Annotated in this window: 11 protein-coding genes; all 11 read right to left on the reverse strand. The window is 72.2% G+C overall.

Annotation, left to right across the window (positions count from 1 at the left end; all coding sequences use genetic code 11):
- Positions 1–94: 94 nt before the first annotated feature.
- The 11 genes from eccB to HCN52_RS12365 all read right to left on the reverse strand — a co-directional run bounded on the left by eccB (position 95) and on the right by HCN52_RS12365 (position 17,273).
- The gene (gene eccB / locus HCN52_RS12315; RefSeq protein ID WP_168088472.1) at positions 95–1,579 is read right to left on the reverse strand and encodes a type VII secretion protein EccB; all 1,485 of its coding nucleotides are present in this window, start codon (positions 1,577–1,579) and stop codon (positions 95–97) included.
- A gap of 2 nt (positions 1,580–1,581) precedes the next feature.
- Positions 1,582–3,063 carry a S8 family serine peptidase gene (locus HCN52_RS12320; RefSeq protein WP_168088473.1) on the reverse strand — a complete coding sequence of 494 codons (1,482 nt, stop codon included), beginning with the start codon at positions 3,061–3,063 and terminating at the stop codon, positions 1,582–1,584.
- Positions 3,060–4,496 carry a type VII secretion integral membrane protein EccD gene (gene eccD / locus HCN52_RS12325; protein ID WP_168088474.1) on the reverse strand — a complete coding sequence of 479 codons (1,437 nt, stop codon included), beginning with the start codon at positions 4,494–4,496 and terminating at the stop codon, positions 3,060–3,062. Before eccD ends, HCN52_RS12320 begins: the two co-directional genes overlap by 4 nt.
- 197 nt (positions 4,497–4,693) lie before the next feature.
- Positions 4,694–8,674: a type VII secretion protein EccCa gene (gene eccCa / locus HCN52_RS12330; RefSeq protein ID WP_168088475.1), complete on the reverse strand. Its 3,981-nt coding sequence runs from the start codon at positions 8,672–8,674 to the stop codon at positions 4,694–4,696.
- Between the two features lie 42 nt (positions 8,675–8,716).
- Positions 8,717–11,107 (reverse strand): hypothetical protein, encoded by a 2,391-nt coding sequence (locus tag HCN52_RS12335; protein WP_168088476.1) that lies wholly within the window; start codon positions 11,105–11,107, stop codon positions 8,717–8,719.
- Between the two features lie 70 nt (positions 11,108–11,177).
- Positions 11,178–11,510 (reverse strand): hypothetical protein, encoded by a 333-nt coding sequence (locus HCN52_RS12340; RefSeq protein ID WP_168088477.1) that lies wholly within the window; start codon positions 11,508–11,510, stop codon positions 11,178–11,180.
- A 32-nt stretch (positions 11,511–11,542) separates the two neighbouring features.
- The gene (locus tag HCN52_RS12345; protein WP_168088478.1) at positions 11,543–13,030 is read right to left on the reverse strand and encodes a hypothetical protein; all 1,488 of its coding nucleotides are present in this window, start codon (positions 13,028–13,030) and stop codon (positions 11,543–11,545) included.
- A 19-nt stretch (positions 13,031–13,049) separates the two neighbouring features.
- Positions 13,050–13,523, reverse strand: coding sequence for a hypothetical protein (locus HCN52_RS12350; protein WP_168088479.1), 474 nt, complete (start codon positions 13,521–13,523; stop codon positions 13,050–13,052).
- A gap of 18 nt (positions 13,524–13,541) precedes the next feature.
- Positions 13,542–13,838, reverse strand: coding sequence for a hypothetical protein (locus tag HCN52_RS12355; protein ID WP_168088480.1), 297 nt, complete (start codon positions 13,836–13,838; stop codon positions 13,542–13,544).
- 31 nt (positions 13,839–13,869) lie between these two features.
- Entirely contained in the window at positions 13,870–14,196 is a 327-nt protein-coding gene (locus HCN52_RS12360) for a hypothetical protein (protein WP_168088481.1), read from the reverse strand.
- Between the two features lie 197 nt (positions 14,197–14,393).
- Positions 14,394–17,273: an AfsR/SARP family transcriptional regulator gene (locus HCN52_RS12365; RefSeq protein WP_168088482.1), complete on the reverse strand. Its 2,880-nt coding sequence runs from the start codon at positions 17,271–17,273 to the stop codon at positions 14,394–14,396.
- Positions 17,274–17,664: the final 391 nt, after the last annotated feature.

The following is a 17,664-nucleotide window of genomic DNA, read 5'->3' on the forward strand; positions in this document are numbered from 1 at the left end:
CGCGGGAGGTGGCGGTCTCGGCGTCGACCCCGACATCGTGCACAAGATGGCCCGCGAGACCGCCGCGGTGTCCGGCCTCGCGCTGTCACGGCTCTCACGCATCGTCGTCCCCCGTCCCGGCGGCGTCGGCCGCCTCCTGGCTCTCGGCCGCGGGCTCGCCGCCCGCGCCGCTGTCGCCGGTGGTGCCGTCGCCGCGGTGTTCCCGTGCGGCGGCGTCCGGGTCGAGCACGGGCCCGGTCGGCAGCAGACCGACGAAGCTCTTGGGCACCGACGGCGCCTGCGCGGGGTCGTACCGCAGCCGCTGCACGGCGTCCGGGGAGGCGAACGGGTACGCGGTACCGCTGTCGGTGACCAGCGTGTAGGTGCCGCCCGCGGCCGCGGAGGTGGTGGCCTGCACCACCGCGCCGGACCCCGCCGGCACGTACACCCGGTCCAGCAGCCCCAGCCGGTCGCCCGTCCCCGTGGTCACCGGCGTCGTCCCGTCCGGCTCGGGCATGGTGCGGGGCAGATGGACCGTGGCCTGCCACGGAGCGTCCCCGGGCTCCGCGCCCGGAGGCGTCGAGACGCACACCGGCTGGTTGCGCGACGGCTCCTGGGCCCGCGGCAGAGCGTCCGGCCAGGCCCGGTCCCCCGGGGCCGGCTCCCCGCTGCGCGGCGCCCGGGCGGCGTCGGCCGCCGTCAGGACGTGATCGGCGCCCGCGCCGGGGAGCAGCAGGGTGTGGACCAGTTCGGAGACCGACACCAGCCCGTCCTGCCGGACGAGGTAGAACTGCGGCGCTCCACCGGACGCCGTGTGGGCGAGGTCCCCGACCCGGGCCTCGGCGGGAAGCGGTACCGCGGGGAGGTCGCCCGCCCCCGCGGGCTCCTCGGGCAGGACCAGCGCCGGGCCTTCCGGCAGCGTGGCGACGATGTCGGTGGGAAGCTCCACCGGCTGCGTCCTGCGCAACTCCAGGATGTCGCGCACGGTGTCCGACAGTGCGTACCGCCGCCCCTCTGTCAGCAGCCACAGCGTGTCGTCGTCGGCCCGCACCAGCACGGTGGCGCCGTCGCTGCCCCCGTCGGCCGGCGCTGCACCCGGCTCCGCCACGAAGAGCGCGGTGTCGGCCGGCGCCCCGCCGCTCTCGCTGGGCACCGCGCACACTGTCCAGACCTCGTCGGTCAGCGCCTCCCGGTCGGGAAGCGCGTCGGGTGCGCCGGGGATGCCGACGGGGAGTCCTCGCGCCGCGGAGTCGAGCACCGACTGCCGGACCGCGGTGACCTCTCCCCCGCCGACCAGGAGGGCGGACGCCAGGTTCAGCGCGGGATGCACGACGGCGTCGGCGACGACGTAGCGGTCACCGTCGTCGCCGACGACCACGGCCCCGGCCGCCGGCAGCGCCGGGCCGCGCCCCCCGCCGAGGAAGCCGGCGATCCCGAAGCCCGCCATGATCAGGACACCGACGGCCGCGCCGCCGCCCAGCGCGCGGTTGAGTCGGCGCCGGGGGTCGTGCTGCGCCTCGTCCGCGCCGCGCAGCAGCGCGGTGACGCGGCGCCGGTGGTCGTAGCCGTAGGCCTCGGCCTGTTCTCGGGTGGTGGCCATCGCTAGCGGCTCCGGTGGGTCGTGGGTGTGCGGGACCGGGCCACGGCGGCACGGTTGCGGCCCGGTGGGACGGGCGGGGGGACGTCCGAGCCGTCGAGCCGCTCCAGGGCGGCGCCGCGGGGACGTGTCGGCGCGGGCGCGGGCCCGCCGGCCGGTGCGGTGTCGGGCAGCGGTCCGGTACGCCAGCCGCGCGTCGCCGCCCTGCGCACCCCGGGCGCGGCAACCAGTCCCAGCAGCAGCGCCAGCAGCAGCGCCCCGGCCGAGGCCAGGGCGAGCGCCTCGGTTCGGTCGAGCAGCGGCGGTGTGGTGGGGAGCGGTTGGACGGCGATGCCGGCCCCCTCGCCCTCGGGGTCGTCGGGGCCGAGGTGAGGGAGATGCGTCAACGCGCCGAACGGGTCGACGATGCCCGCGCCGGTGCGGTCGTTGCGGGTCCCGCCGACGGGCGCCGCCGAGGCGACCAGCCGCTCCGCGGTCTCCGCCGCGGTCAGGTCGGGGTACCGGGCGCGGACCAGCGCGGCCGCACCGGAGACCTGCGCGGCCGCGAACGAGGTGCCGCTGTCGGTCCGGTAGCCGGAACCACCGGGCGCGACCAGCGGCAACGGCCCGCCGTAGGCGGCGAGATCCACCCAGGGACCGCGGTTGGAGGCGTCGAGCGGGCGGCCGGCGGCGTCGACGGCGCCGACGGCGAGGACGTCCGGGTAGGCGGCGGGGTAGACCCGCCCGCCACTCGGTCCGCTGTTGCCCTCGTTGCCGGCGGCGGCCACGACGACGATGTCGGCGGCCACGGCCCGGGCCACGGCCTCCCGGATCGGGGCGTGGTCCTCGACGACGGCGAGCGAGAGATTGAGGACTTCCACCCCGGCGTCCACGGCGTCGTCGATCATCGCGGCGACGGTGTTGTGGGTGGCGCGGTCCACCCCGTCCACCGACCGGATCGGATGGACCCGGGCGGCGGGCGCGACCCCGGTCATGCGGTCGCCCTCAGCGCGGCGGGCCGCCACCAGGCCGGCGATGCCGGTGCCGTGACCCTCGCAGTCCTCGTCGGCGGCCGGTGTGGTGCGGGTGAACTCCGCCGCGTCCCGGGTGACGTCGAACCTGCTGCCGCCGGTGACGGCGCCGGCGAGGTCCGGGTGACGGGCGTCCACACCCGAGTCGACCACCGCGACGGTGACGCCGTCGCCGGTGGACAGGTCCCAGGCGTGGCGCAGTCCGAGCAGGTCGATCAGCGGGTGCGGACCGGCGGAGTCCGGCAGCTCCTCGCCGCGGACCTGGGTCCGGCAGCTCTGCGCGTGGGCCGGGGCCGTGGCGCCGGGGACGGACAGCGTCACCGCGGTGACGGCTGCGGCGAGGAGCGCGGCGACCGCGCCCCGGTGGGCACGGCCCGGGTACCGGGCGCGGAAGCGGCGTCGGGTCCGGGCCGAGGGGCGAGGGCGTGGCGCGGTGGCGCGGGCGGTGGGCGTCACGGCGGCTGTCACCGGGCTCACGCCGTCAGGTTCAGCAGGGCACCGTAGACGCCCCACACGGCCAGGACCAGCGGCACCACCGACAGCAGGACGGCCGCCTCCAGCAGGTCCAGCGCCCGCAGCGCCCGCGGGTTGGGGGTACGGCGGCCGGAGAGCAGGCCGACCACCCCGGCGACCAGCGCGACGACCAGCGCCACCGGCAGGGTCACCCCGAGCAGGGCCGGGGCGCGGCCCGCGAGCGCCGACACCAGGAAGAACCCCGCTCCGGCCACCCCCACCACCGCGGTGACCAGCGGAATCAGTGCCTGGGCCGCGTCCTTGAACAGCCGGGAACGCAGCAGGACCAGCACCAGCAGCGCCCCGCCGCAGACGGAGGCCCACAGCTCCCCGGAGGCGAACAGCACGAGAATCCCCGCGCCGATCACCAGGTGGCACCCCGCGACCATCCCGACCAGCAGCAGTCGCGCCTGCTCGATGCGGGCCCGCAGCGCGGCGTGCTCCAGCTGACTGGGCAGCCGCTCCAGGTCGTCGGCGTCCCCCGCGACCTGCGGCGCCGGGGTGCGCGCCAGCCGCAGCGCGAGGGCCGGCAGCGCCGTCGTCAGCGCGAGCGCCAGCGGCGCGGCCACCGCAGCGGACCGTTCCGGCGCCACCCCCCACACGGTGGAGACCAACGCACCGACGCAGGCCGACACCCCGGCGACCACCAGCGCGGTGAAGACGCCGTCCCCGCCGCCGACGGCGACGAACCCGAGCGCCCCGACCACCGCCACGACCGCGCAGGCGAGCAGCAGGTGCGCCGCGCCGACGCCGTCGCCCACTCCGAGCAGCAGCACCGCTCCGGTCGTCGCGGGCGGCGCGGCGAGCACGGCGGCGCAGGTCCCGGCGACGGCGTCCCCGAACCCCCGGGAGAGCAGGACGGCGACGCCCAACGCCGACGCGGCGACGCCCAGTCCGAGCGCCCCGGCGACGAGCCCCGGGGCGGCCGCCAGCGCACCGCAGGCGGTGAGGACGGCGAGAGCCGAGAGCACGGCGGCGACGGTCCGTCCGGCGCGGGTGGTCCATGCGCCGGCCGTGCCGTGCTCGGTGATGACCTCGACCACGTCGTCGTAGAGCGGTTCGGAGGTGTCCTCGTCGCCGTGACGCACGAACAGCAGATCGCCCTCGACCACCTGCTGGGCGGCCAGCGACCGCGCCGGGTCCAGCCGCGAGCCGTCGATGCGGCAGAGCACCCAACCGCCGTGCAGCACACCGCCGTCGGCACCGGGCTCCTCACCGGCGTGCCGGAGGAGCGAGGGCATCAGCCGCGCCAGCGGGAGCGCCGCCGGGACCGCGAGGTCCGCGCGCCCCGTGCCGCCCGCGACCCCGATGCGCACGAACTCGGCGGCACCGCCGAGCGCGGCGGGGCCGGTCTGCTGCGCCGGCAGGGAGGGGGCGTTGCTGGGTGGGGCGGTCATCGGGAGTCCTCGTGGTCGGGTGCACCGCCGGAGGGGCGGCAGCGGGCGGCCGGGGCGCGGGACCGGTCTGCGGTCTGCGGTCTGCGGTCTGCGGTCTGCGGTCTGCGGTCTGCGGTCTGCGGTCTGCGGTCTGCGGTCTGCGGTCGCGAACGGGCGGGTGGCGGAGGAGTGTCGGGCGGAGGGCGGCAGGAACCGGATCAGCCGTCCGCCAGCGGGGACGGTTGGTGCACGAGCTGCGCCGAGCGGTTGCCGAGTCTGCGGTGCATCAGCAGTGCGCGGCCGCGGGCCCGCTTCGCCGGACGCACGCCCCAGATCGGGGTCTCGTCCCGGGGGATGCTCAGCAACGCGGCGGGGTAGTTGAGCTCCTTCATGCGGCCGAGGACGGGGTCGCTGACGGCGCGGGCTGCGCCGCCGGCCTGCCGGGTGATGTAGATGTGCAGCCCCATCCCCCTCGCCTGCGGCAGGTACTCGACCAGTGCGCGGAGCGGGTTGCCGGCCGAAGTGGCGACCAGGTCGTAGTCGTCGACCAGCAGGAAGATCTCCGGCCCGGTCCACCAGGAGCGGTCACGCAGCTGCTCGGGGGTGACGTCCGACCCGGGCAGCCGTTTCTTCAGCCCCTGGGCGATGCCGCCGACCACCTCCATGGACCGTTCGTGGGTGGTGGAGTACCCGAGCAGGTGCGGGCCCTCGAACTCGCGGAGCATCGTCATCCGGTGGTCCAGGATGATGAGCTTCGCCTCCTCGGGGCTCCAGCGGTCGACGACCTGGCGGGCCACCGAGCGCAGCAGCGAGGTCTTGCCGGTCTCGGTGTCGCCGATGAGGAGGAGGCCGGTGTCACCGCCGGGGGCGAAGACCACGGGTTCGAGGCGGTTGCCCTCCAGCGCGACGACGACGCCGTCCCCCTGGTCCGCACGGCTCACCGAGGAGAGGTCGTAGCGGGCGGGCAGCATCCGGACCGCGGGGGCCGGCGCGCCGGGCCAGGCGTCGGTCACGCGGCGCACCAGGTCGGCGACGCCGTCGGCGAGCCCGTCCGAGGTGCAGCGGCCGTCGGCGCGGGGCACGGCGGTCAGGAAGTGGGCCTTGTCGTGGGTGATGCCCCGCCCGGGCCGGCCGGCCGGGATGGTGCGCTGCAGTTTGCGGTCGACCTCGGAGTCCAGCGCGTCGCCGAGCTTCAGCTCGACCTTGGTCCCCATCACGTCGCGCAGGGCCATCCGCAGGTCCATCCAGCGGTTGCCGGTCACGACGAGATGGACGCCGTAGGTGAGCATCCGCCCGGCGAGGCCCATGAGGTTGGCCTCGATGGTCTCGAAGCTCTGCCGCAGCACCTGCCAGCCGTCGACGACGAGGAAGACGTCGCCGTACGGGTCGTCGCCGTGCTCGCCCCGGGCACGAGCGGCGCGGTAGGTGGCCATCGAGTCGACGCCCAACTCCCGGAAGCGCGACTCGCGGTTCTCCATGATCTCCAGCACCTCGGAGACGGTGCGGTGGACGCTCTCGGCGTCGGTGCGGCCTGCGACCCCTCCGACGTGCGGCAGACCGGCGAGCGGGAACAGCGTGCCGGAGAAGTCCAGGCAGTAGAACTGCACCTCGCGCGGGGTGTGCCGCATCGCGAGCGAGGTGATCATGGTCCGCACCGCGGTCGACTTGCCGCTGTGGGGGCCTCCGACGATCGCCGTGTGGCCGCCCGCACCGGAGAGGTCCAGCTGCATCGGGTCGCGGCGCTGGTGGAACGGACGGTCCACCAACCCGAGCACGGCGGTGAGAGCGGGCCGGTCCGGGGAGGCGCCGAAGCCCCGGCCCTCGCGGACGGCCAGGTCACCGAAGAGCGTGTCGAGGGAGTCCGGGTCCTCCAGCGGAGGCATCCACACCTGGTGGGCCTGGGCGCCCTGACCGACCATCTGCTCCACCATGACGCCCAGCACCGTGCTGCCCAGCTCCTCGCCCTCGCCGAACTCGTCGGCGGCGCGTACCGGCGCGGCCTCCGGCTCCCGCAGCTCGGCGGGGACCGGCACGTCGCCCACCGGGAACGGCCGGACCGCGAGCGCCCCGCCCAGCCCGAGACCGCCGGCCGCCTCCTCGTCCGCCCGGTACGGCCCGGAGACGTAGGCGGCGCGGAACCGCTTGAGGGAACCGGTGTCGGTCTTCAGGTAGCCGTGCCCGGGGGCGCTCGGGAGGTGGTGGGCGTCGGGGACGCCGATCGCGGAGCGGCTCTCCTGTTCGGAGAAGGTCCGCAGGCCGATGCGGTAGGAGAGGTGAGCCTCCAGGCCGCGCAGCCTGCCCTCGTCCAGCCGCTGCGAGGCGAGCAGCAGGTGCAGGCCGAGGGAGCGGCCGAGTCGACCGATCTGCACGAAGAGGTCAGCGAAGTCCGGCTTCTGGGAGAGCAGTTCGGAGAACTCGTCGACGACGATGAAGAGACTGGGCAGCGGGGCGAGGTCGGCACCGCGCTGGCGGGCGCGGTCGTAGTCGCGGATGGAGACGAGGTTCCCCGCGTCCCGCAGCACCTCCTGGCGGCGGTTCATCTCGCCGGAGAGGGCCTCCTTCATGCGGTCGACGAGGGTGAGGTTGTCCTCCAGGTTGGTGATGACCGCCGCGACGTGCGGCAGTTCGGCCATGCCGGCGAAGGTGGCGCCGCCCTTGAAGTCGACCAGCACGAGGTTGAGCTGGTCGGAGGAGTGGGTGGCGGCCATGCCGAGGACGAGGGTGCGCAGCAGCTCGGACTTGCCGGAACCGGTGGCGCCGACCAGCAGGCCGTGCGGGCCCATGCCGTTCTGCGCGGACTCCTTGATGTCCAGCTCCAGCAGTCCGCCGTCGGCCGAGACCCCGATGGGGACGCGGAGACGGTCCCGCATCGGACGCGAGCGCCAGAGGGTGTCGAGGTCCAGGCGCCCGGGGTCGGGAGCGTTGAGCAGCGAGGGCAGCGTGTTGTCGGCGGTGGCCAGGTCCTCGACGTCGCCACCGGCCGAGGAGACCTCGGGGCGGAAGGGGGCGAGCTGGTCGGCGAGGGCCGCGGCCTCGGCGACCGAGAGCTGATCGGCGGTGCCGAGCTCGTCACGGGAGTCACCGGCGAGCACGGCGAAGGTGCCGTCCTCGGCGATGTCGAGGTGCACGCCGTGGCCGGCGGTCAGCGCCGGCGCGGCGCCTGCGACGTCCAGCACCGTGACGCCGTGCAGGCCGCCCGGGTCCAGCACCGCCTCGGTGCCGAGGGCGAGGCCGTCGTCGAGGACGACCAGCAGGTGCGGCATTTCGGGGTCGGGGTCGGCGTTGCGGTTGAAGCGGGTGCGGCGGGAGAGTTCGGCGCCCAGCCGCTCCTCCAGGACGGAGAGGTGGGAGTGCATCATCCGGACCGGTCCGACGTGGTCGCTCTCGTCGGGGTGGTGTGCGTGCGGCAGCCACTTCGCCCAGGACCACGCCTCGCCGTCGGGGTCGCGGGCGCAGATCACCAGGCGGAGGTTGGTCGGCGAGTGGAAGGTGACGGCGTGGGCGACGATCGCGCGGAAGGCGGCACGGGCGGCGTCGGGGTCGTGCGGCGAGGTGATCGTGACGGCGGCGAAGCGGCGGAGTGCCAGCTGCACCGGGAGCGCCGGCACGACGGAGTGGGTGTCGATGAACCGCTTGAGCGCGACGGAGGACAACGGGTCGAGGTCCTCGGCGGGCGCGGACTCGCCGGGGACGAGCGGGGTCGCCAGATAGCGGGGTCCACTGCCGACGCGGACGACCCCGAAGTCGGGGTCAGCGGCGCGACGTTCCCACAGCCGGGGGCCCGCCGCGACGCACCACAGCGCCGTAGCTGCGGGCGCGTTCCACTCCAGCGCGGTGCGCTGGAGGCGGGCGGTCTCCCGCACGTCGACGCGGGTCCGCTCCAGGTACCGCAGGAACTGGCGGCGCTCGTGGCGGATCTTCGACTTGGCGTTGCCCTTCTGGCGAATGACGGTGCCGATGACCATCGCCAGGCAGGAGACGAGGAACATCGCGCCGATGACGTAGCCCATCGCACCGCGGCCCATGGTGAGCATGTACAGCACGGAACCCAGTCCGGAGACGGCCGGCAGCGCGACCATCCAGACGTTGCCGTCCTCGGGCTCGGGCAACTCCGGCGGCGCCTTGAGGACGAGGTCCTCCTGCGGCACGGAAGGCTGCACCGCCCGCGGCGGCCTACGGAATACGGTGGTGGGGGTCATGTTTGGGGGAGTTCCATATCTCACTGCCAGTGAAAGTTGAGTTCAATTCATCCAGGAACTGTCAAACTCCCTGTGGAGTGGCGCGGTGTCATATCCAGCCTCCTTTTCGATCTTTGATAGCTCCTGTCGAACCCTGTCAAGCTCGAACGAATCACCCTCCTCGAGGCTCGGGAGCTCCATCTGCGCAAGCGGACTGGTCGGGTCCTCAGCTTTTGCGTGTTGAATGGCAGCATCTGCCACGGCGATACGCGCACTCACCGGCCCTTCTCTCACAAGCTCAGCAATCTCCGCAGCTTCGGGCGGCGTGATGTTGGCATACTTCATGGCTTCGCTGACGGCGAACGTGCCGGTCGCATGAAGAGCGGTAGCCACCGGCCCGCCACCTGCCAACGTCATGACAAGGCCAGAAGCCGCGAGGGACGAAGAGACCAGCTTCTCCGGACTGAAACCATTCTTTGCTGCTTCAATGTCGGAAGCTGAAATGAATCCCTCCACGGTGCCGATGCTCTCCATGCGGTTACCGATGTCGTTGGTACCGAGACCGCCCCTCGCGACCTCATGCTGCCAGAGGGCGACACCGCCACGGAATTGGTCACGCACTTCATCCGTGGACTGATTCATCAAGTTGAATAGATCTTCACGGTCAGACTTCGACAAGAAGAACGCCGTTGCGTAATCTACTCCATGAACAGAGTGCCCGTCATTGTTCATCTCTGATGCGTCAGCCCCTCCCCCGGACCTCGATATAAAGTCCATGTACGACATCGCCGTCTCACCGATCGCCAAGTGCAGTCCTTCGTGGTCAACACCCTCCCAGGAGCCTTCCGCCCGCCCGGAATTTGTCAGCACGTTGAACGCCGCATTGAACCATTTTCGAGACTCGACACTCTCCGGATCCACTCCTGGCGGCGGAATCGTTCCGCTCGCCACAAAAGACCCGACTCCCGAACTGTCAGACCATTCGAGCGCAAGCATCCTCTCGACAAAGTCTTCATTCCCCATGACGGTTGCCGCCGCCGCGCTGTTCAAACTCGCAGCTGCCAGCATTCCACTGCTTCCCACGAACGATGAATTTGGATTACCGAGTTCATCGATACCCTGATGATTTGCGAGCAACTGCATGTCGACCGCCGTCTTTGCCATATTCATCGAAAAATCAGATCCGGCCGGGACGGTCGCGTGCTGCATGACAGCACCAAACGCATCGAACCTCTCGAGCAGTTCGTGATCAGAGTAGCCACCGGGCCGCTCGTCATCGAAGGGATCGTAATATACGAGATCTCGCAGAGACTCAGGCAGCCACTCTCCTTCCGTAGAGAGACCGTCGCCACCCATCGGGTCAAGACCACCGGCCTGCGGGTTCGAAAGCGCGTGGGCTCCGTTTGCGAGTGCGGCGTAGAAATTTCCGTCTTCCAGACCGAGCTCCCCCAGGGCGACAATGTCATCCGAAGAGAGCCGGCCGAATACAGCATGCAGGTAGTCACGTTCGGCGGCAGTCATTTGTCTATTAATGCTGCCGTCGGCGTTGAAAATATCCGACGTTGCAGATGCCATAATCGTCGCGATGCTATCGAGCGTGTTCAGGGCAGTCGCATCGTCGGGGTCCTCCCGCAGAGCGTCCGCAGCCTCCCTCACCTGTTCAGCGTGATAAACACCCATCTCTGGGGTGTTCCAAACACCCAACGGGCTTGCCGATAGATCGTAGCCCGCTTCGGCGAGTTCGGAACCATACGACGTGAGAGAGGAGCGGTAATCATCGATCAGATCGTCGATCACCTCGGCAGCGGCATTGGCGTCGTCAACTGCTTTACCGAGGTGATACTCCCGAATCGCAGTTCTCACAGATCCCGGAATCTCCAAGAATCCGTTGGCGTTTTCGTACGCTATCACCGGATCAGGAAGACCAGGGGTACGCGACTCACCCGGCGGAGGCACGATTACATCGACACCCACTTCGTACGCAGAATCGCCGAGCGCTTGCCTCGCAGACACAAGACTTCCGTGCCAAGCATTGAATTCCTCGAACGAGTTGCGGCTGTGATCCAGAATCTTGAGGTTGACCCCCTCTTGCCCACTAATCTCGTCCGATATGTCACTCAGCGCGTCCTCGGCAAGGGTCAGCACCTTACCCAGTATCTCCACGGCGGTTTCGAGCTCCGGCGTGGCCAGGCTTCCGCTGGTAGCCGAGAGACGCTCTTCCACGTCCGCCAGACTCTCATGCTGCCATTCACCAGCCTCCGCGTGCTCTTCGGACGCCAGCCTGGCGAGCTCCTCGGCGCCACTTGCCTCCCCGGCCGCATGAACATATGAGGTCGCGGCCTCTGCAATATCCGCAGGGTCGACTTCGGAGAAGAAATCATCCTGGATCTTCCAGGGGTCGGCAGAACCGGCCTCTCTGACGTCAGCCATCGTGAAGGTGACCGGAATTGCCACTGGCGCTCCATCGTTCGCGATAGGTGATCACCAACAGATTTCAGGTGTCACCGAGTTGGTCATCCGGCGTTCAGAATGCGTCCGAGATCCCTGGGTCGGCTACCGTCGGGCCACTGACCGCAAACGTCGCCGCAGCATCGAGGTGAAGCGCGTGTGCTGCGGCTCCGCGATCGCCATCGCCCATCGCGTCCCGCCCTTCGGCAGCGGATTCCGCGCCGCGGACGTGAAGCTCCCTGGCTCCGTTGAAGGAGCTGACGAACTCGGTGGCGCCCCCGTAGCTGCCGCTGCTGGCGACCACTCCGCGCAATGTCCGTTGTACGCCCTCGGCCTCGTCAGCCGATCGGTAGCTCGTCCTGCCCGAGGCTTCCAGCATGCCGGGGTCGACATACAGGCCATCACTCATGAAGTCAGCTCCCTCAAGTCCGGCACAGCGGTCTACTCGCCCAGTACGCCGCCGGATGCGCGGCGGTCGGACTCCCACACGGAACGGCGTTCGGTGAGGTCGGTGGGCTTCTGGTCGGTGCGTCGCTCTTCGTTCGGTCGCGTGGTGTTCTGCGGTGGGGGCGCACCCAGTCGGTCTCCGGGCACCCGGCCGGCGGCCCGGCTCCCGGTCGTCCCGCGAGTTGGCTTCGTGTCGCGGGCGCCCGAGCGGGCCGGGGTCGTGCTCACCGGTGGCGGCGCGAACCCTCTCGCCCCCGTAGCCAGTGGCGCGCCGCCCCGGTGGCCCACCGGGCTCCGTCGGTCGACGGCCCCGGCCTTGCCGTTCGGCGGCGCCGCAGCCCGTCCGGCCACGGCCCCCGCGGGACGTCCCGTCACCCGCCCGCCCGGGTTGTGGGCGGGCGGGGCGGTGAAGGGCCGTCCGCCCTGGGCGGCCTCGGCCGCCGCGAAGCGGCCGGCGACCCCTGCCCGATGCGAGAGGTTGCGCATCGCCTGACCGGTCGTCTGCCCCCGCATGGGCCCGGCCTGCGCCACGCTGGGCGGCACGGTCCCGCCGTACAGCCCGGCGAGACCGCCGGCGGCCCCCGCCCCCACCAGTGCCGTACCGCCGCTGATCCCCGCGACCGCCCCGGGACCGCCCCCGAGCCCGGACAGCCGGCTGGCGTACTCGGTGACCTCGCCGAACGGCCGCCCGGTGACCGGGTCGATCCAGCGACCCGCCACCGAGTCGAACTCCCGCCCGGTGGCGGGGTCCGTCAGGAAGCCGGTCGTCGGGTTCTGCACCCAGCCCGCGAAGTCGCCGCGCTCCGGGCCGAGCACCCGGCCGTGCGGGTACTCGCCCATCCCGATCACGCTGCCGTTGCCCGCCGCGAAATCCGCGACGCCCGCAGCGGTACCACCGGCATGGCCGACTGCCCCTCCGACTCCCCCACCGGCCACGCCTCCAGCACTCGGGGCACCGCCTCCCGCTGCGCCGCCCCCACCCGGCGCTGCGGGAGCCTCGCCGCCCACCACCAGGGCGAACTCGGCCGACAACTCGTCGACGATCCCCTGGGCCTCGTCGATGAGCTCCTGCTTCCGGCTGATGCCGTTCTCGCTGATCGACGCGAGCACCATCCCGTCGGCATGCTGCATGCGCTCCTTGAGGTCCGCCGCGGCCTCGTCGTACCGGCCCTGGACCTCTTCCCCGCGCCACAGCGCCTCGGCCGCGCTGTTCCCGGCGCGCACCAGCTGCTCGGCGATGGTCTGCGCGACGTTGCCCGCGTCCGACAACCAGGCGGACGCGCCGTCGATCCGCTCGGCCAGGCTCAGCAGTCCGACGCCGTGCTCCGCCGAGACATTGGCGGAGATGCCGCCCATCTCGGTGTTCTCACCGAGCGCCGCCTGGGCGAGGAGCAGCCACGCCCCCGAGGACGCGGCGATCCGGTAGTGCCGAGCGCTGCGGATGACCCGGATCCGCTGCTGGAACTCTTCGTCGGTGGTCACTCCCCCGTATCCCTCCTGTTTACTGCAGGCTGACGTTGTCCGGCGGTTGACCGCCGGTGCGCAGCTGGTCCTCGAAGGCCGTCATCGGGTCGGCGAACACCGGTTCGGCGAACTTGTCCTCCTCCAGGAGGCTGCCGTCGCTGCCCGCCACCTCCTCGCTCCAGCCCACGTGCGGGCCGATCCGGAGGACCTCGGTCCAGGCTTCGTCGGTCCCGGTGGCGATGGCCGCCGCAGCGCCGGCGCTCTCGGCGATCTCCTGGACGCAGACACCCGCGAGGTGCAACTGCTCCAGCATCGACAGGGCCGCCCGCTCCAGCGCGGCGGAAGCGGCCTCGCCTCCGGGTACGTCGCCGAACAGGCCCTGCGCCGAGGCGATCTGGGCGAACCGTTCCTTGACCGAGCCGAGTTCGCCCCTGCTGTTGAGGCTGGTCTGCGCCTCACTGCACGCGGCGTGCGGCAGAATCACTTCGCCGTCGTCCATCGTCTCCCCCACTCCCGTGTCCTGCGGTGGCTAGCGGAGCGCCCGCACCATGCCTGCGCCACCCTCGTTGCCGATGCCCTGGGCCCGTGTCATGGAGAGGTGCGTGGCCTCGTGTTCGGCGCGGAACTGCGCCGCGCGGGCCCGGAACTCCTCGTTGCGGGCCTCCAGCGCGTCACCGATCTGCGCGTCGACCATGCCCTGCGCGACGAGGGCTTCGAGGTTCACCCGCACCTGGTTCCAGATGTCGGTGCATGCCTCCACCTGCGCGGCGCCGTGCTGCTTCAGCTCGTCGAACGAGGCGTTGTCGAAAGCGATCCGGTCGGTCATCGTTGCTTCCTTCGGGTCTCGGGGAGTCGGCTCAGAACGCGGCGGCGATGTCGCCGTCGGGGGCTCCGCTGCGGACGGCCGCCGCGGCGTCGCTGTCCGTCTCCCGGCCGATGTCGACGGTGACGCTCAGGTCGTCGCCCAGGCCGGCGAGCACCTCAGCCAGGACGACGCCCATGCCGCCGAGCCCCTCGAAGTTCTCCATGGCGAGCGCGGTGCCGGAGCCGGTGAGGGCACGCGCCGCCACCTCCGAGTCGCCCGCGATCTGCCGGGAGACCAGTTCCATGTCCCCGAAGGCGTTCATGATGACGCCCTCGACCCTGGTGGCTTCCTCGGTGCTCAGCTTGATCTGTTCGACCATGGTCTTCCCTCCGCTGCCCGCGCGTCGTCGTTCCCCCTGCGCGGTCGAACCGTCGGCGCGCGGCGAGCCGACGGCCGCCCGCGCCCGGGTGGGGCAAGCCTAGGAAGAGGGGCGTATCAGGTGCGTATCGCGCCGCAGCGGCGCCGGCTTCCGCGCCCGTTCCCCTTCCCCGTTCACGTTCCCGTTCCCGTTCCCGTTCAGCGTTGCTTGCCGCCGCCGTCGTCAAGAAGGGTGCGCAGGCCGCGTCCGCCGGGCGTGGAGCTCTCGGCGTAGTAGAAGGTGACCGTCCGGGGCGCACGGGCGTTGAGCGCCTCCATCTCGGCACGGATCTTGTCGTCGTGCCCGTCGGCCGCGGCGGTCCGCCCCTGGTGGCGCAGCGCAGTGGCGAGCAGGTTGCGCGCGTGGGCGGTCGTGTAGGGGTCGACGGGGTGGCCGGCGGTGTGGCGCAGCGCGCTCTCCGCCCAGCGGGCCGCCTCGTCGTACTCGGCGCACCCCAGGTGGTACTCGGCGATCAGGCAACTCAGCATGATGCGGTTGTAGGGCAGCCTCGCCAGGTCCAGCGCGTGCCGGGCGAGTGCACGCGCACCGTCCGGGTCTCCGGTCTTGAGGCGGAGGTAGGCGAGGTTGGCGCAGATGGTCACCTCCGTGTCGCGGAATCCCAGCCGCTGCGCCTCCGCCCGCGCTGCCTCGCCGACGCGCTCCGCCTCGGCGGGCCGGCCGCCCATCGCGAGGCAGGCGATGCGATTGCTCATCGTCGCCAGGAGCTGCTCGGACTCGCCGAGCTGCTCCAACAGCTCACCGGCGCGTTCGAGGAGTTCCGAGGCGCGGCCGAGATCCTGGAACTGGCCTGCGGAACGACCGAGTTGGCTGAGGGCCACTGCTTCCGCGCGGGTGTCCCCCCGCCGGCGGGCGACGTGGAGCACGGTGGCGCAGAGCCGTTCCTGCTCCGTCCAGGCGAGGCGGAGGCCGAAGTAGGTCTCCTGCGTCGCGGCGGCGTAGTAGGCGAAGCGGGACAGCGGTTCACCGGCGAGGTCGTCCGTCGCGTCGTACGCGGGAGCGGCGAGCAGCTCGGCGAGGAGAAGCACGTCCTCCGCCACGTCGTCTGCCCAGCGCATCGCCTGCTCCGTGCCCGTGAACGGCTCGGTCTCCACCGGGAAGCGGGCGGCGACGCTGTCGGCGCGCGCGATGAAGAGCCGACTGACCGGGTAGTACCGGACCAGGGTGTTCAGGCGGGCGATGAACCAACCGGCGAGCCGACCGAGGACTGCGTGGCGTTCCGCGGAGGGCAGGGCCCCCGCCTGCCAGGCGGCGGCCGACCGCAGCAGGTCGTGGAGCGTGTACTCCCCCGGGCGGGGACTGTCGATGATGCGTGCGTCCACCAGCCGCTCCAGGGCGTCCTCGGCCTGCTGGGCGGTGCAGTCGGCCGCGGCGGCCGCCAGGCCGGCGGTGTACGTCGTCAGCGGTGCGACGCCCAGGCGCGGGAAGAGCCGGGCCGCCAGGAGGTCGACCGGGTTGGCGCTGTCGGCCAGCTGCTCGATGCTGACCATCAGGCTGGCGCGGAGGTCGAGATCGGCGACGCGCAGTTGTTCCATCCGGCCGTGCTCCTCACGGAGGACGGCGATCCAGTCGGTGAGTTGCCACCGCGGTCGGGCCGCCATGCGGGTGGCGACGATCCGCAGGGCCAGCGGCAGGTGCCCGCAGAGCCGAACGAGCTGGTACCACTCCTCGGGAGCGGGTCGGGGATCCGCGCCGCCCACGGCGGAGCGCAGGAGTTCCACGGCCTCGTCGTCGTCGAGGCGGTCCAGGTGCACGTGGTGGGCGTCGGTGAGCCCCGTGAGGACGGTGCGGCTCGTCACCAGTGCGGCGCTGCCCGGCTCCACCGGCAGCAGCGGTCGTACCTGCCGGGGGTCGAGCGCGTTGTCGAGCAGGATGAGGACCCGCCGGTCGCGGAGTCGCTCCCGGTAGAGCGCGGTGGCGGCGTCGAGGTCGGTGGGGAAGTCCTTGACGGGGAGGGAGAGGGCGGACGCCAGGAGCCGGAGGGCCGCCTGGGCGGAGAGCGCCGGGTTGTGGGGGTCCGCGCCGCGGAGGTCGACGTAGAGCAGTCCGTCGGGGAACCGCTGCGCGGCACCGCGCGCCGCGCGGACCGCGAGAGCCGACTTGCCGACGCCGCCCGGGCCGTCGATCAGGCAGATGGCGGGGGCGGCGTCGGCGCCGTCCAGGGTGCGGTCGATGCGGTCGAGCTCTCGTGCCCGTGCCACGAACGTCGAGATGGCGGCGGGAAAGTCGGGGGTGGCGGGGCAGCGGGCGGGCCCCGGCCCGGGGCCCGGCTTCGGGGAGAACCGCAGCTGCGGGTCGTCACGCAGGATCGCGCCCTCCAACTGGCGCAGCTCCAGGCCGGGTTCCAGACCCAGTTCGTCGATCAGCCGCTCCCGCACCGTGCGGTACACCACCAGGGCGTCGGCGGTACGCCCGCTGCGGTGGAGCGCCAGCATCAGCTGCCGTGCGAGGCGTTCACGCAGGTAGTGGTGGTGCAGGGCGGCCGTCAGTTCGTCGATGATCTCGCTGTGCCGGCCCAGCGCGGTCATGACGTCGAAGCGCTCCTCCATGGCGGCGAGACGCATCTCCTCCAGCGCCGGCTGCTCCGCGTCGCGGAGCGGGCAGTCGCCGATGTCCTCGAGCGGGGTGCCGCGCCAGAGGCCGAGGGCGCGGTCCAGCAGCACCAGGGCCGCGGCGGGGTCCTGTGCGGTGAGGTCACGGGAGCGTCGGACGTGGGTGCGGAACTCACCGAGGTCCGTGTCCTGCTCCGCGAGCACGAGCCGGTAGCCCCCGGCGTCGGTTCTGATCCACCCCTCGGGCAGCGCTTTGCGCAGGCGCATGACGTAGTTGCGCAACGTGGTGCGCGCGCTGGGCGGCAGCTCCTCGCCCCACAGCTGCCCCAGCAGCTCCGCGGCGGACACGACCTGACCCGGTCGGAGCGCGAGGGCCGCCAGCAGCGCCCGCAGCATGGGCGCGCTGACGCGGGCGGTCCCGCCCGCCGCGTCGTGGACCTCCAGGGGGCCCAGCAGCCGCACTCTCACCTTCGTACCTCCCGGTCCGCTCCCCGACCCGGCGCGCTTCCCCGCGCCGCGTGGTTCCCGGCCGGTGCCTCCCCTGCCGGGCGGCGGGACGGCGCGGGACACCGGCTCGCAGCCCGTGGCCGACCCGTTCCGCCGCACAGAACCTCCCTGCACACCCTCTCACCAGGGAGAACGCGACGGCGACGCGGCAGCGGTCGGCGCCCCGGGCCGGTTGTGCCGCCGTTGTCAGAGAACGAGACGCCACAGTCCGACGACGCCGGCGCCGAGGACGGCGATCCCCGGATCATCACCGTCGAACAGCATCTCGCGCCCGAACTACCGGCCTCGCTCTCGCCCGACCAGCGCCACTACGCGGCGGCCGTCGCGGTCGCCGTCCTCGACGGCGACCGCG

Origin of the sequence: Streptomyces bohaiensis (genome assembly GCF_012033785.1) — a bacterium.
GTDB classification, from domain to species: domain Bacteria; phylum Actinomycetota; class Actinomycetes; order Streptomycetales; family Streptomycetaceae; genus Streptomyces; species Streptomyces bohaiensis.